Origin of the sequence: Hamadaea sp. NPDC051192, assembly GCF_040682475.1 — a bacterium.
Lineage (GTDB): Bacteria > Actinomycetota > Actinomycetes > Mycobacteriales > Micromonosporaceae > Hamadaea > Hamadaea flava.
Genome location: NZ_JBFBAZ010000018.1, coordinates 74,725 through 91,391 on the forward strand (window position 1 = coordinate 74,725; position 16,667 = coordinate 91,391).

16 protein-coding genes and 1 tRNA gene are annotated in these 16,667 nt (G+C 69.9%); 4 read left to right on the forward strand and 13 right to left on the reverse strand.

Going from position 1 to position 16,667, the window contains the following annotated elements; all coding sequences use genetic code 11:
* Window positions 1-76 (reverse strand) — tRNA-Asn (locus AB0M47_RS10825).
* Between the two features lie 259 nt (window positions 77-335).
* On the opposite strand from AB0M47_RS10825, the gene AB0M47_RS10830 reads away from it, so the two are divergent.
* A complete protein-coding gene (locus AB0M47_RS10830) occupies window positions 336-608 on the forward strand; it encodes a YtxH domain-containing protein (protein ID WP_253761191.1) in 273 nt (90 codons plus the stop codon).
* Between the two features lies 1 nt (window position 609).
* Here the strand turns inward: AB0M47_RS10830 and AB0M47_RS10835 are convergent, their stop codons facing one another.
* The 4 genes from AB0M47_RS10835 to AB0M47_RS10850 all read right to left on the reverse strand — a co-directional run bounded on the left by AB0M47_RS10835 (window position 610) and on the right by AB0M47_RS10850 (window position 4,663).
* Window positions 610-1,881, reverse strand: a complete 1,272-nt coding sequence (locus AB0M47_RS10835; RefSeq protein ID WP_363411608.1) for a TIM barrel protein — start codon at window positions 1,879-1,881, stop codon at window positions 610-612.
* Window positions 1,882-2,140: 259 nt separating this feature from the next.
* The gene (locus tag AB0M47_RS10840) at window positions 2,141-2,959 is read right to left on the reverse strand and encodes an ABC transporter permease (RefSeq protein WP_253761189.1); all 819 of its coding nucleotides are present in this window, start codon (window positions 2,957-2,959) and stop codon (window positions 2,141-2,143) included.
* Between the two features lie 4 nt (window positions 2,960-2,963).
* A complete protein-coding gene (locus AB0M47_RS10845) occupies window positions 2,964-3,731 on the reverse strand; it encodes an ABC transporter permease (RefSeq protein ID WP_363411611.1) in 768 nt (255 codons plus the stop codon).
* A gap of 2 nt (window positions 3,732-3,733) precedes the next feature.
* Window positions 3,734-4,663, reverse strand: coding sequence for an ATP-binding cassette domain-containing protein (locus AB0M47_RS10850; RefSeq protein ID WP_363411613.1), 930 nt, complete (start codon window positions 4,661-4,663; stop codon window positions 3,734-3,736).
* Between the two features lie 171 nt (window positions 4,664-4,834).
* Here AB0M47_RS10850 and AB0M47_RS10855 point away from each other — a divergent pair, with 171 nt between their 5' ends.
* Window positions 4,835-5,893: a S1 family peptidase gene (locus AB0M47_RS10855; protein WP_363411615.1), complete on the forward strand. Its 1,059-nt coding sequence runs from the start codon at window positions 4,835-4,837 to the stop codon at window positions 5,891-5,893.
* A gap of 63 nt (window positions 5,894-5,956) precedes the next feature.
* On the opposite strand, the gene AB0M47_RS10860 is transcribed toward AB0M47_RS10855, so the two are convergent.
* The 5 genes from AB0M47_RS10860 to ppdK form a co-directional block, all read right to left on the reverse strand.
* Window positions 5,957-6,385, reverse strand: coding sequence for a hypothetical protein (locus tag AB0M47_RS10860; protein ID WP_363411617.1), 429 nt, complete (start codon window positions 6,383-6,385; stop codon window positions 5,957-5,959).
* Window positions 6,385-8,235 carry a DNA primase gene (gene dnaG, locus AB0M47_RS10865; protein ID WP_363411619.1) on the reverse strand — a complete coding sequence of 617 codons (1,851 nt, stop codon included), beginning with the start codon at window positions 8,233-8,235 and terminating at the stop codon, window positions 6,385-6,387. Before dnaG ends, AB0M47_RS10860 begins: the two co-directional genes overlap by 1 nt.
* A gap of 198 nt (window positions 8,236-8,433) precedes the next feature.
* Entirely contained in the window at window positions 8,434-9,651 is a 1,218-nt protein-coding gene (locus AB0M47_RS10870) for a deoxyguanosinetriphosphate triphosphohydrolase (RefSeq protein ID WP_363411621.1), read from the reverse strand.
* Window positions 9,651-10,004, reverse strand: a complete 354-nt coding sequence (locus AB0M47_RS10875) for a VOC family protein (protein ID WP_253761182.1) — start codon at window positions 10,002-10,004, stop codon at window positions 9,651-9,653. Before AB0M47_RS10875 ends, AB0M47_RS10870 begins: the two co-directional genes overlap by 1 nt.
* Window positions 10,005-10,053: 49 nt before the next feature.
* Complete coding sequence (gene ppdK, locus AB0M47_RS10880) at window positions 10,054-12,771, reverse strand: pyruvate, phosphate dikinase (RefSeq protein WP_363411623.1); 2,718 nt, start codon at window positions 12,769-12,771, stop codon at window positions 10,054-10,056.
* Between the two features lie 296 nt (window positions 12,772-13,067).
* Between ppdK and AB0M47_RS10885 the strand changes: the two genes are divergently transcribed.
* Window positions 13,068-13,847 (forward strand): HipA family kinase, encoded by a 780-nt coding sequence (locus AB0M47_RS10885; protein WP_363411627.1) that lies wholly within the window; start codon window positions 13,068-13,070, stop codon window positions 13,845-13,847.
* Window positions 13,844-14,206: a DUF3037 domain-containing protein gene (locus AB0M47_RS10890; protein ID WP_363411629.1), complete on the forward strand. Its 363-nt coding sequence runs from the start codon at window positions 13,844-13,846 to the stop codon at window positions 14,204-14,206. The genes AB0M47_RS10885 and AB0M47_RS10890 overlap by 4 nt, the downstream gene beginning before the upstream one ends.
* Here AB0M47_RS10890 and AB0M47_RS10895 read toward each other — a convergent pair.
* The 3 genes from AB0M47_RS10895 to AB0M47_RS10905 are packed head-to-tail and all read right to left on the reverse strand — an operon-like array spanning window position 14,105 to window position 16,319.
* On the reverse strand, window positions 14,105-15,343 hold the full coding sequence (locus AB0M47_RS10895) for an MAB_1171c family putative transporter (protein ID WP_363411631.1): 1,239 nt from the start codon (window positions 15,341-15,343) through the stop codon (window positions 14,105-14,107). The genes AB0M47_RS10890 and AB0M47_RS10895 overlap by 102 nt on opposite strands.
* Complete coding sequence (locus tag AB0M47_RS10900) at window positions 15,340-15,867, reverse strand: hypothetical protein (RefSeq protein ID WP_363411633.1); 528 nt, start codon at window positions 15,865-15,867, stop codon at window positions 15,340-15,342. The genes AB0M47_RS10895 and AB0M47_RS10900 overlap by 4 nt, the downstream gene beginning before the upstream one ends.
* A 47-nt stretch (window positions 15,868-15,914) precedes the next feature.
* Entirely contained in the window at window positions 15,915-16,319 is a 405-nt protein-coding gene (locus AB0M47_RS10905) for an XRE family transcriptional regulator (RefSeq protein ID WP_363411635.1), read from the reverse strand.
* Window positions 16,320-16,667 lie beyond the last annotated feature (348 nt).

Below are 16,667 nucleotides of genomic sequence, written 5' to 3' on the forward strand. Positions count from 1 at the left end.
TGGCTCCCCGACTTGGACTCGAACCAAGAACCTGCCGGTTAACAGCCGGCTGCTCTGCCAATTGAGCTATCGGGGATCGCAGGTCAGGGCGGCGAGGATCTCCTCTCGCCCTGGCGACTGCACAAGAGTACACAACCCACCGGCCACCGCGCGAGCGGGTATGTCATGCCGCGTCCGTGTCTCCGGTACCGGGGGGTCGCCTGGCCTTCCAGAGCGGTCAAAGGAGACAATTTCCCCAGACGACCAGTGCTCGGCGGGATCAGTCATCCGGATGAAGGTGTACTCGGGGACAAAAACGGGCATGGTCTACGGGAGTTGGAGGAGGGAGCACACCAATGGGCAAGATGTGGTTCGTCGCCGGCCTCGCCGTCGGCTACGTGCTCGGCGCCCGCGCGGGTCGGGAGACCTACGACCAGATCGCGCGTACCGCCAAGCAGATCTGGGAGAACCCGACCGTTCAGGAGGCCGCCGGCGTCGTGCAGGCACAGACGGGCAGACTCGTGGACACCGCTCGGGACAAGGTGGGCCTGACCGCCGACAAGATCGAGACGACGGCGGACAAGGCCAACCGGAAGCTCGCCAACGCGCAGAGCCGACTGGCGAGCTGACTCAGCAGTGGGTCACCTGCGGGTCGTCCGCCGCTCGGCGAGGCGCCCGCGACGCGCGGTCCGGCGCTTGCGCCGGGCCGCGCAGCCCTAGCTCGCCCAGTTCCGCGTGCGCGAACTCCACCTCGGCCGCCGCGTCCTCGCTGTGCTCGCCGGCCGGCAGCCGGTAGGCCCAGGTCGCGGTCTCCACTTCCACGTGGTCCGTGAGCGCCTCTGGACCCGCGAAAAGCTCGGCCAACGCCGCCCGCGCGACGGGCAGGGTCGTCGTCAGCGGCGCGGGCGGCCGCGAGTGCAAGGGCACATGCACGTGTACGCGCAACGGACCGGCCAGGTCAGCGTCGAGGGCTTCGGGGAGATCATCGGTTCCAGCGCCGGACGGCGTTCGCGTGGGGTGGGGGAACCGGGGTTCGGCGAAGCTCTCCAGGACAGGCCACGCGGCCGTCGGATCCGGGGCGACGAGCGCGGCCGAGACCTGCACCTTCACGATCTGCAGCCGATGTTCCCGCAGGGCCTGCACGGCGTCGGCCGGTGCCTCCCATGCGCATGCGAGGTGGGCGAGGTCGAGGCAGATCCCGAGGAAGGTCGGGTCGACGTCGGAGAGGTGCTCGATCGCCTGGGCGCTCGTCTCGATGAGGCAACCCGGCTCGGGCTCGAAGCCGACCCGGACGAGCCGCCCGGTGTGCCAGGTGATCTCGGCCAGCCCGTCGGCCAGGTCCTCCAGCAGACGATCGGCGCGGTCGGCCCGGTCGGAGTCCCACGGTTCCCGCCAGGCGACCGGCACGGTGGAGACCGAGCCGCGCTCGGCGTCGTCCGGCATGAGGTCGCACAGCACGCGGGCCAGGTCCAAGGTGTATTCCAGGCGCTCCCGCTGGGTCCAGTCCGGCCGGTAGACGGCCCGCTTGGCCGCACTGAGTCGGCTACGCGAAGAGCCGGCGTCGGCCGGCTCCGCTGCTGGGGAAACGCCACCTCGCGGCGGGCTGTCGTGGGGCCCGGCCGGGTCTCGGTAGGGGAACCCGTTGAGCGTCACTACTTCCAGCCCACGCAGGGAAAGCTCGGAACGCAGCCGGCGGCGCATCGAGAAGGACGCCGCGAGCGCGGACGCCACCGGTGCGGCGAGCCACAGCCCGAGGCCGAGCACGTCGACGCCCAGCAACTTGCGCACCGGTACGGCGTCCGAATCCAGCTGAGCGAGGATGCTCCGGAGATCGGTGGCCGGCCGGACGTTCGTGCCGTAGGCGAGGTGGACCGTCTGGCCGTCCCGATGCTGCAACCGCATCAGCCACCCCCAGGACCCGTCGCGAGCGGCCGGAACGCAACTGAACGTCCATTTCGGATCGTCTAGTTCGTCCGGTCCCTAGATCTTATGCTCGCGTACGCCGGGCGCCGTCTTCTGTCGGATCAACGACAGTTCGCCGTGCCAACGGCTACGTTATCGCAGGCCCGCCCACTCGTTGTAGCCCGTCCGGCCAGGTGCTGTCACGGGCCGGTCCGTCCTCAGCGTCTCGCCGGCTCGGCCGCTTGTTCCGGCGGCTCGGCTATTTGAGGAGCATCCTCTCCAGACGGCGCCCGGTGAAGTACAGCCCGACCGCCATCATCACGACGAGGTAGAGCGCGTGCACCGCCGTCCCCCAGTCGGGGTGGCCGGTCGTGATGTCCCGGACCATCTCCACGGCGTGGTAGAGCGGCGTCAGCTGGATGATCCACTGGAACACGACCGGGTAGTTCTGGATCGGGGCGAACGTCGCCGAGAACAGGAACAGTGCGAACTGAGCGGTGGCCATCAGGTCGAAGTCCTGCCAGCCGCGCATCATCGTCGTGAAGATCATGCCGACCGCGCCGAACGCGAATCCGACCAGGATGGTCGCGGGGAACGCGGCCAGCGCCCAGCCGATCGTCGTCAGCTTCATCACGACCATCACGCCGAGGAACACCGCGGTGTAGACCGAGCCCCGCATCATCGCCCAGACCAGCTCACCGAGCGCGATCTCCACCGGCCGCACCGGAGTGGCGAGGACGGCGTCGTAGGTCTTGGCGTACTTGAACTTGAAGAAGAAGTTGAACGTGGTCTCGGCCATGGCCCCGTTCATCGCCGACGTCGCCAGCATCGCCGGGGCGACGAACGTCGCGTAGGGCAGGACCTGCCCGTCGATGAGCGTGATGTCGCCGACCAGCGCGCCGACCCCGATGCCGATCGACAGCAGGTAGAACACCGGCTCGAAGAAGCCGGAGATGAGCACCAGCCAGTAGGACGCTCCCGAGCGCAGCGCACCCATGTTGCGGTTGACCACGGCGCCGACCCGCACCGGCGCGACGCCGGGCCGGGTGACCGCCGCGGCGACGAGTGTCGTGACCATCGCTTCAGTCCTCCAGCCGCTTGCGGAAACGCCAGACCGCCAGGGCCACCCCGATCGCCGTCCAGACGATGAGGTAGCCGACGTGGATCCAGATCGGCCACGGTGTCGGCCAGCCGAGGGTCGCCTCCCGGGACAGCACGACGCCGTGCCACAGCGGAGACGCGTATGCCAACGGACGAACCAGCGCGGGCAGCTGGTCGACCGGGAAGAAGACGCCGGAGAACAACGTCGCCGGGATGACCCCGAACCGGAACAGCAGCGCGAAATAGTTGTCGTTCTCGATCGACGCAGCGAAGGCCGTCACCGGACCGGCGACCGCGACGGTGACGATCGCGGCGATCACGATGGTCATCGGCGCCCACCAGGAGTGCATCGCGCCGAACGCGCCCACGATGATCAGGAACGCGATCGTGGCGATGACCCCGCGGAACATCAGGTAGAGCAGGTGGCCGCCGACCATGTGCTGCGGCTCCACCGGCGCGGACCGCATCGCCTGGTAGGACCGGGTCCACTTGAACCCGCCGAGCACCGGGTAGGTGGACTCGACGATGCCGATCTGGAAGGCGGTGGTGATGACGACGCCCGGGGCGATGTAGCTCAGGTAGTCGACGCCGCCCAGCCCGCCGTTGGCGTTGACATAGCTGCCCACGCCGACGCCGATGCTCAGCACGAACAGCAACGGCAGCAGGAACGAGGAGAACACGGAGGCCTGCCAGAGCCGGCGGTAGAGGGTCAGCTCCCGCTCCAGCGTGGCCAACATCGGATGCGCCATCGTCAGTCCACCAGCGTCCGGCCGGTCAGGTGCAGGAAGACGTCCTCCAAGGTGGACCGCCGCACCAGTACGCCGCTCGGCGCCAGCTCCCGCCGGTGCACCTCGTTGATCGCGCCGTCGCCGTCGTCGGCGTAGAGCAGGACGCGGTCGGGCAGGACGTCGATGCGCTCGCCGATGCCCACAAGCTTGTCGCGGAACCCTTCGAGCGGGCTCTCGCCGAACCGCAGCTCGACCACCTCACGGGTGGAGTAGGTCTCGATGAGCGCCCGGGGCGACCCCTCGGCCACGATCTTGCCCGCGTCCATCACCACGAGGCGGTCGCAGAGCTGCTCCGCCTCGTCCATGTAGTGCGTGGTGAGCACCAGCGTCACGCCCTGCTGCTTCAGCCGGAACAGCCGCTCCCAGAGCAGGTGCCGCGCCTGTGGATCGAGGCCGGTGGTGGGTTCGTCGAGCAGCACCAGCTCGGGTTCGTTGACCATCGCGCGGGCGATCGTCAGCCGGCGCTTCATCCCGCCGGACAGCGGTTCGACCTTGCTCTCGGCCCGATCGGCGAGCTGGACGAACTCCAGCAGCTCCAGGGCTCGCGCCCGGGCGGCCGCCCGGGAGATCCCGAAGTAGCGGGCGTAGGTCGTGAGGTTCTCCCGGACGGTGAGGTCGGGATCGAGGTTGTCCATCTGGGGGCAGACGCCGAGGCGGCTGCGGATGCGAGTGCCGTCCTTGACCGGGTCCAGGCCGAGGATGCTCAGCTCACCGGCGGTCGGCGTCGAGACACAGCCGATCATCCGCATCGTCGAGCTCTTCCCGGCACCGTTCGGCCCGAGGAAGCCGAAGGCCTCCCCCGGTGCGACGTCGAGGTCGATGCCGTCCACCGCGGTGAAGTCGCCGAAGCGTTTCACCAGGCCGCGGGCACGAATCAGGGACTGTTCAGTCACGGCCCGACCCTAGTCGCCGGGTCTGACATTCGAAACCGGATTACCGACCGAACGGCCACGAGCTGCCGTCTTTTCGTGAATTCATCGACGACTTTCTCCGGATGCCTTGCCCTCCAAACAGATGAATGAGAATATCGAGCATCACCGAACTCCGACCCCCAGGAGGTCATCGTGATCAATTCCAGGCACCCCACCCGACGGGCAGCCCTGGCGAGCGGGGTAACCGCCCTGCTCTTCGCCCTGGCCGTCGCGCCGTCGGCGTACGCCGCCCCACCGAGCCAGGCCTTCGGCCCCGATCGCGCCGAAGCCCTCGCCACCGGACTGGGTGCGCGCAGCGCCGGCGCGTACATCGACCAGGTCACCGGTAAGAGCGTCGTGAGCGTCACCGACGCCGCGGCCGCCGCCCAGGTACGCGCATCCGGCGGCGTCGCCCAACTGGTCCGGCACGGTTCGGCCGCGCTGGCCGCCGTCACCTCGGACCTCGACGCGACCGCGGCGGTAGCCGGGACCGCGTGGGCCACCGACCCCGCCACCGGCCAGGTCGTCGTCTCGATCGACCCGACCGTCACGGGCAAGGCGCTCGCCAAGGTCACCTCGGCCGTCGCCCGCCACGGCGACGCCGTACGCGTGGAGTACCTGTCCGGTGCGCTGCACAAGACGATCGCGGGTGGCCAGGCCATCTACGGTGGTCAGTACCGGTGCTCGCTCGGCTTCAACGTGCAGGACTCGGCCGGGAATTACTACTTCCTCACCGCCGGGCACTGCACCAACATCGCCAGCAGCTGGTACGCCAACTCGGCGAAGACGACGCTGCTCGGCACCCGGTCCGGGACCAGCTTCCCGGGCAACGACTACGGCATCGTGCGCTACGCGACGAGCTACACCAACCACCCCGGTTCGGTGTACCTCTACAGCGGCAGCCAGGACATCACGGCGGCGGGCAACGCCTCCGTCGGCCAGGCGGTCCGGCGTAGCGGCAGCACGACCGGCGTACGCAGCGGCAGCGTCACGGCGACGAACGCGACCGTCAACTACGCCGAGGGCACCGTCACCGGCCTCATCCGGACCACGGTCTGCGCTGAAGGCGGCGACAGCGGCGGTTCGCTCTTCGCGGGCAGCATCGCGCTCGGCCTCACCTCCGGCGGCAGTGGCAACTGCACCTCGGGTGGGACGACGTTCTTCCAGCCCGTGACGGAACCGCTGTCCGTGTACGGCGTCCACGTCTACTAAGCCTCACACCAACGTCCCCCGGAGCCTTCCCCCTGCTCCGGGGGACACCTTCGGCCAGGGCCTTCAGGGGCGAGCGGACAGCCAGCGCGTCCAGGCGACGCCGTCGACGCCCGGCATCCGCCGGCCGACCAGGCGAGAGCCGTCCGGCTGCTCCTCGGAGCTGACGATCGAGCCGGTCACCCGGAGGCGTACCTGATGGGGCAGGTGACCCGGGTCGATCAGCACGAGCTTCAGGTGCGCGGAGTCCGCCACGACCACGGGATCCGCGGTGTCGTCGACGACTTCGCTGACCGTGACGACCAGGGTCGAGCCGTCCCACACCGCCTTGGTGATCTCGTGCCACCCGATGCGGGCCCGATCGACCCACAGCCCGAGGTTGGTGGCCACGACCAGACCGCCCTCGGGCCGCGCGGCCCAGGCCAGGGTCCGCTCGCCCGAGGAGAACATCTCCCGGTACGCCTTCGGCAGCATCCGCCGCGACCAGAGCGCCATCACAACCCGCTCGATGCCTGGTCGCGCAGGGCGCGAGCGGTGGTCTCCAGCGACACGAGGTCGCTGAACAGCCCGAAGTATTCGTCCTTCTGCGTGACCGGATTGATCCGCTGGAGCTTGGACTTGACGTTGTGCACCCGCCGGTCGACCGCTGCCAGCTGGAGCCGCGCGAGGGTCACCGTCACGTAGTGCGGATCGGCGTCGCCGTCATACCGCAACTCCTCCACGGCGAGCTGGTTCACCAGCGACTGCGCCACCAGGTCACCGCAGCCGTCGGTGATCGCGGCGATCCAGTTCGGCCCGGACACCCCGCGAACCGCGCCGCCGGCGGCCGCGATGGCCAGCCGGATCTGCACGTGCTGCGGGTCGGAGTAGCAGTCGGCCTCGGCGTTGTCGAAGACCGGCCCGGCCAGCGCCGGAACCTGGATGGCGAGCTTGAGCGCCTCCCGCTCGACCAGGATCTGCGGATCGTCCGGACTGGTACGCGGCCGGGGCGGGCGGGCGTCGACCGGCTGGCCCTTGACGGACGAGTTCACCGCGCGCTGGACGACCTCGACCTCCATGCCGAGCTTGCCCGCGAGGATGCGGCCGTATTCCGGGCGCAGCGACCGGTCCTTGATCTGCGCCACCAGCGGGGCGGTCGCCCGGAGCGCACCCACCCGGCCTTCGGCGGAGTCGAGGTCGAACCCCGCGATCGTCGTACGCAGCACGAACGAGACCAGGCGCTCCCGGCTGGCCACCAGGTCGCGGACGGCCGTGTCGCCGCGATCCAGCCGCAGCTCGCAGGGGTCCATCCCGTCCGGCCCCACCGCGATGAAGGTCTGCCCGACGAACCGCTGATCGTCGGCGAACGCCCGGAGCGCGGCCTTCTGCCCGGCGGCGTCGCCGTCGAAGGTGAAGATGATCTCGCCCTTGAACGTGTCGGTGTCCATGAGCATCCGGCGCAGCACCGAGATGTGCTCGGAGCCGAAGGCCGTCCCGCAGGTCGCCACCGCCGTCGGCACCCCGGCCAGGTGGCAGGCCATCACATCGGTGTAGCCCTCGACCACGACCGCCTGGCCGCGCTTGCCGATCTCCCGCTTGGCGAGGTCGATGCCGTAGAGCACGGTCGACTTCTTGTAGAGCGGAGTCTCCGGGGTGTTCAGGTATTTCGGGCCGTCGTCGTCGTCGAACAGCTTCCGCGCGCCGAACCCGATGACGTCGCCGCCGGTCTCCCGGATGGGCCAGATCAACCGGCGGCGGAACCGGTCGATGAGGCTGCCCGACCGGGCCGGCTTGGCCAGCCCGCCGACGGTCAGCTCCTCGGCGGTGAAGCCGAGTTGCCGCAGGTGCTTGGTCAGCGCGTCCCACGAATCGGGGGCGAAGCCGCAGCCGTAGGTCTCGGCGGCGCCCCGGTCGAAGCCCCGCTGCGCGAGGAACTCCCGGGCGATGCGGGCGCCCGGGGTCATCAGCTGCTCCGCATAGAACTTCGCCGCCGCGGCGTGCGCGGCGACCAGCCGCTGCCGCTGGCCATGCTGCTGGCGGACCGGCGCCGAGCCGCCGCCCTCGATGTAGCGCAGCTGGATGCCGGCACGGGCGGCCAGCTTCTCGACCGCCTCGGTGAACCGCAGGTGGTCGATCTCCATGACGAAGTTGATCGCATCGCCACCCTTGCCACAACCGTGGCAGAAGTAGACATTACGGTCGCCGGCCACGGTGAACGAGGGGGTCTTCTCGTCATGGAACGGGCACAACCCCTTCAGGTTGCGCCCACCCGCGCCCTTCAACGTCACGTGCTCGGAGATCACGTCGACGACGGAGGTGCGCTCACGCACTAGCGCGATGTCCTCGTCGCGGATCCGTCCGGCCATACCCACATCCTAGGGCGAGCCACCGACGACGGTCACCACGGGCTCATCGGCGTTGATCATGGAGTTTGCCCCCATGACACACCGGCGAGACCACAGTTAACTCCATGATCAACGGGGAAAGCGCGGGGTGGGGGGCGCGAGGCGGGGCGGGGTGGGGTGGGGGTGCGGGTGGGAGGGGTGGTGCGGGGGTGGGAGGGGTCAGGGGGCTAGGAGGCGGGCGTGCCAGGCGACGGCGGCCGGGTCGGTGAGCGAGGCCACCTGGTCGACGATCACGCGCAGCCGGGCCGCGTCGTCGGGCGCGTCCTTCCAGAGTGGAGCGAAGACCGGGTCCAACTCGGTCGGCGCGCGTTCGCTCAGCACCCGCACGAGGTCCGCGAGGATCTCGCGTTGGCGGGCGTACCAGGGCTCCATGCCGCGCCGCCGCATCACGTATCGCAACGCGATGCCCTTCAGCAGGGCACACCGGATCCGGGCCGAGCGGGGCACGATCAGGTCCGCGTCATAGCGGCTCGACTTCCCCGGGTACGCCTCCCGCGTGGCGGTCACCGCGGCGGCCACGAAGCGCCCGGTGAGCACGGAGGTGCTGTCCTTGAGCAGCGCCTGCCCCCGATGGGTGCCGTCGTACGCCGAGAGCCGGGCCAGCACGGGGTCGGCGAGCAGTTCGGCCAGCGCCTCCCGGAGGACGTCGGCCGGTTCGTCGGAGTAGATCGCCGCCACGTCGGCGCAGAGGGCGGCTTGTTCGTCGGCGTCGTCGACGAGCAGGCCGACCTGGACGAAGCCGGAGAAGATCCCGTCCTCGACGTCGTGCACCGAGTACGCCACGTCGTCGGCCCAGTCCATGACCTGCGCCTCCAGGCAGCGCCGATCGGGGTCGGGGGCGGACGTACGCAGCCAGGCGAAGACCGCCGCGTCGTCGGCGTACACCCCGAACTTGCGGGTGCCCGGCCGCCGGGGCCACGGGTATTTGCAGGTCGCGTCGAGGGAGGCCCGGGTCAGGTTGAGTCCCGCGCCCGGGATCTTCGCCTCCAGCCGGGTCAGTACGCGCAGCGTCTGGGCGTTGCCCTCGAATCCGCCGCAGGCCGCGGCGACCTCGTCGAGCGCGTCCTCGCCGTTGTGCCCGAACGGCGGGTGCCCCAGGTCGTGGGCCAGCCCGGCGACGTCGGTCACATCGGGATCGCAGCCGAGCCGCTCCCCCATCTCGCGGGCGATCTGGGCGACCTCCAGCGAGTGCGTCAGCCGCGTACGCAGAAAGTCGTCCGACCCGGCGGTGTGCACCTGGGTCTTGGCCGCCAGCCGGCGGAACGCCGCCGAGTGCAGCACCCGGGCCCGGTCCCGCTCGAACGCGTTCCGCTCCTCGCCGGTGTCCTTGCGGACCTCGGCGATCCAGCGTTCGGCGTCGATCTCCTGGGCGGTCACTACTCTCCGGCCTTCTCCCGCATGACGCAGAACTCGTTGCCCTCCGGGTCGGCGAGCACGACCCAGCTGACCTGGCCCTGACCGATGTCGACCTGCCGGGCGCCCATGTCGATCAGGCGCTCGACCTGGGCGTCCTGGTCGTCCGGAACGAGGTCCAGGTGCAGCCGGTTCTTCCCGGACTTGCCCTTGTGGGCCGGGGTGAAATGGAGACATGGCATGTCGATGTCGGGCCCGATCGTCAGCTCGCCGTTACGCTCGTCGAGGATCGGGTAGCCGAGCACCTCGGCCCACCAGCGGCCCAGCCGGGCCGGATCGGCCGCGTCGACAACCACGCCATACCACCGCAGTCCCATCCATACAGGCTACGTGGACCGGCGTCGCCAACATAGAGTCGGCAAGGCATCACCGGGTGTCCGAACCCCCCACCTCCAGGGCCGCGCGGCCGGCTTCCAATCGTGCCACCGGTACGCGGAACGGCGAGCACGAAACGTAGTCCAGCCCGGCGCTGTCGAAGAAGTGCACCGAATCGGGGTCGCCCCCGTGTTCCCCGCAGACGCCGATCTGCAGGTCCGGGCGGGCCGCGCGGCCTTCCTCCACGGCGATCCGGACGAGGCGGCCGATGCCGTCGGCGTCGAGCGTCTCGAACGGCGACACCCCGAAGATGCCCAATTCCAGGTAGCGGCCGAAGAACGCGCTCTCGACGTCGTCCCGGGAGAAGCCCCAGCCCATCTGGGTCAAGTCGTTGGTGCCGAACGAGAAGAACTCGGCCGACCCGGCGATCTCGCCGGCGGTGAGCGCCGCCCGCGGCACCTCGATCATGGTGCCGATCGGCACCGGTACGCCCGGATCGACGTCCCGGATGACGTCCAGCGCCTGGGTGCGTACCGCTTCAAGCTCCTGAACCGCGCCGACCAGCGGGACCATGACCTCGGGCCGGGGGTCGCCACCGGCGTGCTTGACCTGGCGCGCGGCCTCGGCGATCGCGCGGACCTGCATCGCGAACAGGCCGGGGATCACCAGGCCGAGCCGTACGCCGCGGAGCCCGAGCATGGGGTTCTCCTCGTGAGTACGGCGCACTGCTGCGAGCAGTTCCTTCTCGCGTGGGCCGAGCCGGCCCTGAGCGTCCTTGACCGCCAGCTCCTCCTGCGACGGCAGGAACTCGTGCAGCGGCGGGTCGATGAGCCGGATGGTGACCGGCAGTCCGTTCATCGCCTGGAGGATCTCGGCGAAGTCCGCGCGCTGCAACGGAAGCAGCGCGGCGAGCGCCTGCTCCTGTTCGTCCGAAGTGGATGCGAGGATGAGCGCCTCGACCAGTTCCCGGCGGTCGCCGAGGAACATGTGCTCGGTCCGGCACAGGCCGATGCCCTGTGCGCCGAAGCGGCGGGCGCGGCCGGCGTCCGCGGCGTTGTCGGCGTTCGTCCAGACCTCGAGGCGACGCATTTCGTCCGCGTGCCGCAAAGCCCGATCGACCGCTCGCACCAACGGACTCTGTGCTGTGCCACCAGAAGCATTCAGTCCGCCGGCCTCCCGGCTGACGCCGGATCGAGCGCGGACCGAGTGCGCTGCATCCCCTTCGAAGTACTGCACGACGGGGCTGGGCTCGACCGGGATCTCGCCGAGGTAGACCTTGCCGGTGGTGCCGTCGATGGAGATGACGTCGCCCTCGCGGACGGTCGTGGTGCCGACCTTGAAGCTGTCGTCGGTGACGTCGAGCGCCTCCGCGCCACAGACGCAGGTCCGTCCCATGCCCCGGGCGACGACGGCGGCGTGGCTCGTCTTGCCGCCCCGGCTCGTCAGGATGCCGGCGGCCGCGATCATGCCCGGCAGGTCGTCGGGGTTGGTCTCACGCCGGACGAGGATGACCTTGTCCCCGGTCGCCGCACGCTCGGCGGCGCGGGCGGAGTCGAAGACCGCCTTGCCGACGGCCGCGCCCGGCGACGCGGCGATGCCCTTGGCCAGCGGTTGCGTGTCGGTCTTCGCGAAGGTCGGGAACATCAGCTGCATGAGCTGCGCCCCGGTGACCCGCCGCAACGCCTCGTCCGGGTCGATCACCCCCTCGTCGACCAGCTGCCCGGCGATGATGAAGGCCGCGGCGGCCGTCCGCTTGCCGACCCGGGTCTGGAGCATCCAGAGCTTGCCGCGTTCGATGGTGAACTCGATGTCACAGAGATCCTTGTAGTGGCCTTCGAGCACCGACATGATCCGCATCAGCTCGGTGAAGCTCGTCGAATCCAGACCCTCCAGGTCCTGCAGCGGGATCGTGTTGCGAATGCCCGCGACCACGTCCTCGCCCTGCGCGTTCGGCAGGTAGTCGCCATAGACGCCCTGCTCGCCGGTCGCGGGATCGCGGGTGAAGGCCACGCCGGTCCCGGAGTCGTCGCCGAGGTTGCCGAAGACCATCGCCACGACGTTCACCGCGGTGCCGAGGTCGCCCGGGATCCGCTCCTGACGGCGGTACAGGATCGCGCGCTCCGCGTTCCACGACTCGAACACGGCCCGGATCGCCAGCTCCATCTGCTCGCGCGGCTCCTGGGGAAAGTCACGGCCCGTGTGCTGCTTGAAGATCTGCTTGTACGCGTCGACGAGCGACTGGAGATCGTCGGCGTCGAGGTCGACGTCCGCGTGCGCGCCTTTTACTCGTTTGGCCGCGTCGAGGGCCTGTTCGAAGGCCTCGCCCGGGACGTCGCAGACGGTCTTGCCGAACATCTGGATCAGGCGGCGATACGAGTCCCAGGCGAACCGGATGTTGCCGGACTGCCGGGCGAGGCCGGGCACGCTGGCGTCGGTCAGGCCCACGTTCAGGACGGTCTCCATCATGCCGGGCATGGAGAACTTGGCTCCGGAGCGGACCGAGACGAGCAGCGGGTCCTCGGGATCGCCGAGCTTCTTCGCCATGGCCTGCTCCAGCGCGGCGAGGTGCGTGGCGATCTCGGCGTCCAGGGACGCCGGGGTCTCGCCGTCGCGCAGGTACGCCCGGCAGGCCTCGGTGGTGATCGTGAAGCCCGGCGGCACGGGCAGCCCCAGGTTCGTCATCTCGGCGAGGTTGGCTCCCTTGCCGCCGAGGAGATCTTTGAGGTCCTTGTTGCCTTCGGCGAACGCATAGACAAACTTATCGGTCATCCCTGACCTCCCGGTCGGCCGGTAGAACCTGAACGTTCACTTAGGCCGCACGGTATTCCTCGTTCCGAGCGCGTCGAAACCGCTCGTGAGAAATGGCACATAGATTGACACTTGTCCAGTTCATACTAGTCCGTGGGCACGCTCCACCGGGCAGAACCGCGCACCCCACCCCCCTCCCTTTCCCGTTGATCATGGAGTTAACTGTGGTGTCGCCGGTGTGTCGCAGCCGGAAACTCCATGATCAACGCGCCGGGGTATCGGTCCGGGCTACCGAGCGCCGCCGTATTCTCGGCGTCATGCACCTTCCCTCGGTCACCGCGCTGCGGTACGTGACCCCGCTGCGCGAGGGCGGCTCGCTTCCCGGTGTCGTCGAGGCCGACGACCTCGGCACGTACGTCGTCAAGTTCCGGGGCGCCGGGCAGGGCCCGAAAGCGCTGATCGCCGAGGTCGTCGTGGGCGAGCTGGCCCGCCGCCTCGGCCTGCCCATGCCCGAGCTGGCGCAGGTCGAGTTCGGCGAGGTGCTCGGCCGGGCCGAACCCGACCCCGAGGTGCAGGAACTGCTGGTCAACAGCACCGGTCTGAACCTCGGGATGGACTTCCTGCCCGGCTCGCTCGGCTTCGATCCGCGCGTCCACAAGGTCGATCCCGGCCTCGCCGCCCGGGTGCTGTGGCTCGACGCGTTGGTGGAGAACGTCGACCGCACCTGGCGTAACCCGAACCTGCTCATGTGGCACGGTTCGCTCTGGCTCATCGACCACGGCGCGAGCCTCTACTTCCACCACAACTGGACGAGCGCGGCGAACGCGGTGCTCCGGCCGTTCAAGGCGGCCGACCACGCGCTGGCCGGACAGGCGTCCTCGATCGTGGGCGCGCACGAGGCGCTGGCCCCGCTCGTGACGCCGGACGTGCTGACCGAGGTGCTCGGGCTGGTCCCCGGCGGCTGGCTGGTCGATCCGCACTCGTGGACCGCCGACTTCGAGACGCCGGACGAGGCGCGGTCGGCGTACGTCACACATCTGCTGGCCCGGCTGGAGCAGCCGGCGGCCTGGCTGCCGTCGCTGGAGGGTGTGTCGTGACGCGGGTCGCCTTCGAGTACGCCCTGATCCGGCTGGTCCCCCGGATCGAGCGCGGCGAGATGATGAACGTCGGCCTCGTGGTCTACTGCCGCGGCCGCGACTTCCTCGCCGTGCGTACGCATGTCGACCCGGAGCGGCTGCGCGCGCTCGACCCGGGCGCCGACCTCGACGCGGTGGAAGCCGTGCTCATCGGCTACCAGCAGGTCTGCGACGACGAGCGGCGGATGACGCTGGGCGAGCGGTTCCGCTGGCTCACCTCACCCCGCAGCACCATCGTGCAGCCCGGTCCGGCGCACACCGGGCTCACCGAGGATCCCGGGCTCGAGCTGGAGCGGCTGTTCGCCGTCCTCGTCCTCTAACGGGGCCAGCCGTCCGGCCGGGACGAGCAACGGCGGGAACGCGCTGGCGAAGTACTCCGCGACCAGCAGCAGGTGGGTGACCTCCCGGTCGACGGCGTCACCCGGATCAGCGCCCGTCCGGCTCCAGGTACGCCGGACCCGGGCATTCGAGGTGCCCTTCGCCGCCGACTTCCCCGCCACCGCCAACGCCATGAGCAGCAGCGCCGCCTCGGTCGTCGGATCGTCGTCGACCGGCGCGCCCAGGCTCCACTGCGCGTCCCGGATCTCGATGACCCGCCGGTAGAGACGCATCCGGACGTTGAACGGGTTGACGTGATCGCCCAGCCGGGACGGCGTACGCCCCAGGACGAACCCGGGCACCGCCCGCTGGAGGGTGTGCCACAGATGGTGCAGGCGGTTCAGGGCCGCGTAGTCGGCGATGTAGTCCCCCGCCACGGCGATGCCCGGCAGCCCGCAGCCCACGGCGACCAGCAGGAAACCGAGCATCAGTTCGCCCTGCCCGGCGGCGCCGAGCCAGCCGGGCGTCCGCTGCCCGGCCAGTTCGCCGGCGAGGCAGAGCAACCGGAACGCCACGAACCCCAGGAACAGCGACGCCGCCGCACACAGCACGAAGAGCCCGGTACGCAGCAGCGTACGGCCGGACCGGCGCGCCTGCGTCCAGAAGAGCGCCGCTCCGCGGCCCGCGCCCGCGGCGTACGCGAGGTAGGAGAGCGTGGCGTAGAGCGCCACCGACAACTGCCCGGCCCGGTCGTCGGTGAACGTCCCCGGACCGGGCGGCCGGGTCGAGACGAGGAACAGCAGCGTGAGACCGGCCATGACGGTCGCCGTCACCAGATAGAGCCGCGGTCGCCAGTACGGCCGTGGCTGGGCCGGACCGGTCACGGCCGAGGCGAACACCCAGACCGAGGCGACCGCCGCGACGCCGCTGAGCGTACGCACCAACGCGGCCAGGTCGGCCACGCCGGTGGCCGAGTCGACGGCGTACGCGATCACCGGCTCGTGCGCCGTCGCCGCGAGCGAAATCGCCAGCAGGCTGAACGTCATCACCCGGTGATGGGCCGACGGCCGTCGCCGGACCAGCCGGACGAGGCCCACGCTCCACAGCAGAGCGAGGACGGCGAGATCGGGACCGGTCACCGCTGGGCGGCGGGCTCGGTGAGCCCCGCGTCCAACCGGCGGGCGTGGCCGAAGACGTCGCCGAGACCGGCCGGGGCCGGCGTCGCAGCGCGCTGCAGGATCAGCGAGGCCAGCATCTCGGCGGCCTGCTCCTGCTCGGAGGAGTAGCCACCGCGCCGCAGCACCCGACGGACCATCGCCGGATCGAGATCGGGCAACAGCCGGTCGAGCGCGTCCGGCTCGCCGGCGGGCTCCGCCGTGATCGCGTGGTCGAAGAGCATGTGGCCGATCTCGTGCAGAACGATGTGATCGCGGTGCAGACTGCTGCCGCCCGGCACGTGGAAGACGTGGTCGGCGCGGTCGGTCGCGATCCACATGCCACACGGGAGGTCGGCGGCGTCCTCGACCGGCAGTTCGTGCAGATGGAGCGGGCGGCCCCGCCATTGCGCGACCTGCTCGCAGAAGGCGCGCACGTCGAACGGGCGCGGCACCGCGAGCCCGGACAACCGCGCTTCGCACTCCTTGCGCAGGCGGCGTAGACGCATTGGTGCATCGTCATGCAGTCGCCCGGCGCGGGTCAACCTTTCGGCGCTCAAGCTGGCGGTTCCGCTGGTAACCCTTCGATGCGTCGGGCCTGCTCTATCATCCCCCGAATGGCTTGCAGACTCGACGGCGACAGCCCCGCCGCGCGCAGCGCCAGCGCCCGCACCGAGCTGTCCCGCATCGCGGAGAGCAGGTCGAGCTGGGCGTTCGTGGCCATGGCGACCGAGTCGTCGAAGAAGTACGCCGCCGGCACCCCGAAGAACTCGGCCAACGCCTCCAGGTGGCGCTTGGTCGGGTTGTCGCGCCTGCCTTTGCGCAGCTGCCAGACATAGGTGTGGGAGATCATCACGCCGGTGCCCCGGATGGCCTCGGCGACCTCCTCATAGGTGTACTCACCCCGGCCGGCCGGGCGTACGGTGCGGAACAAGTGGTCCAGTCGATCGGCGAAGGTCACTTGACCACCACCCCCCGTTCTCAACATCAGCTTACGGCAATGCGTTGCGACATAAACTCTTGACACGTTGCGCCGCCCCCGCGATACTTCAAGCTCCGTGTTTTCAACTGAAGTTGAGAAGGCCTGAGCTAGGACTATATCGCCAGTTTACGCGGCGCGCAGCTCAGGATTCGCCGGGAGACCAGCCGGATGACGCTCAACGGAGCGACGGGGGCATCCGGAGGGGCACAACGGCTGTCTGGCCCGGGCACAGTCCCCGGCCAGACAGCCGCTTCTGTGCTTTCTCTCCCCCACCCCCCACCCCACCCCACCCCCACCCTCCGTCGCGCCCCCACCCCACCCCCACCC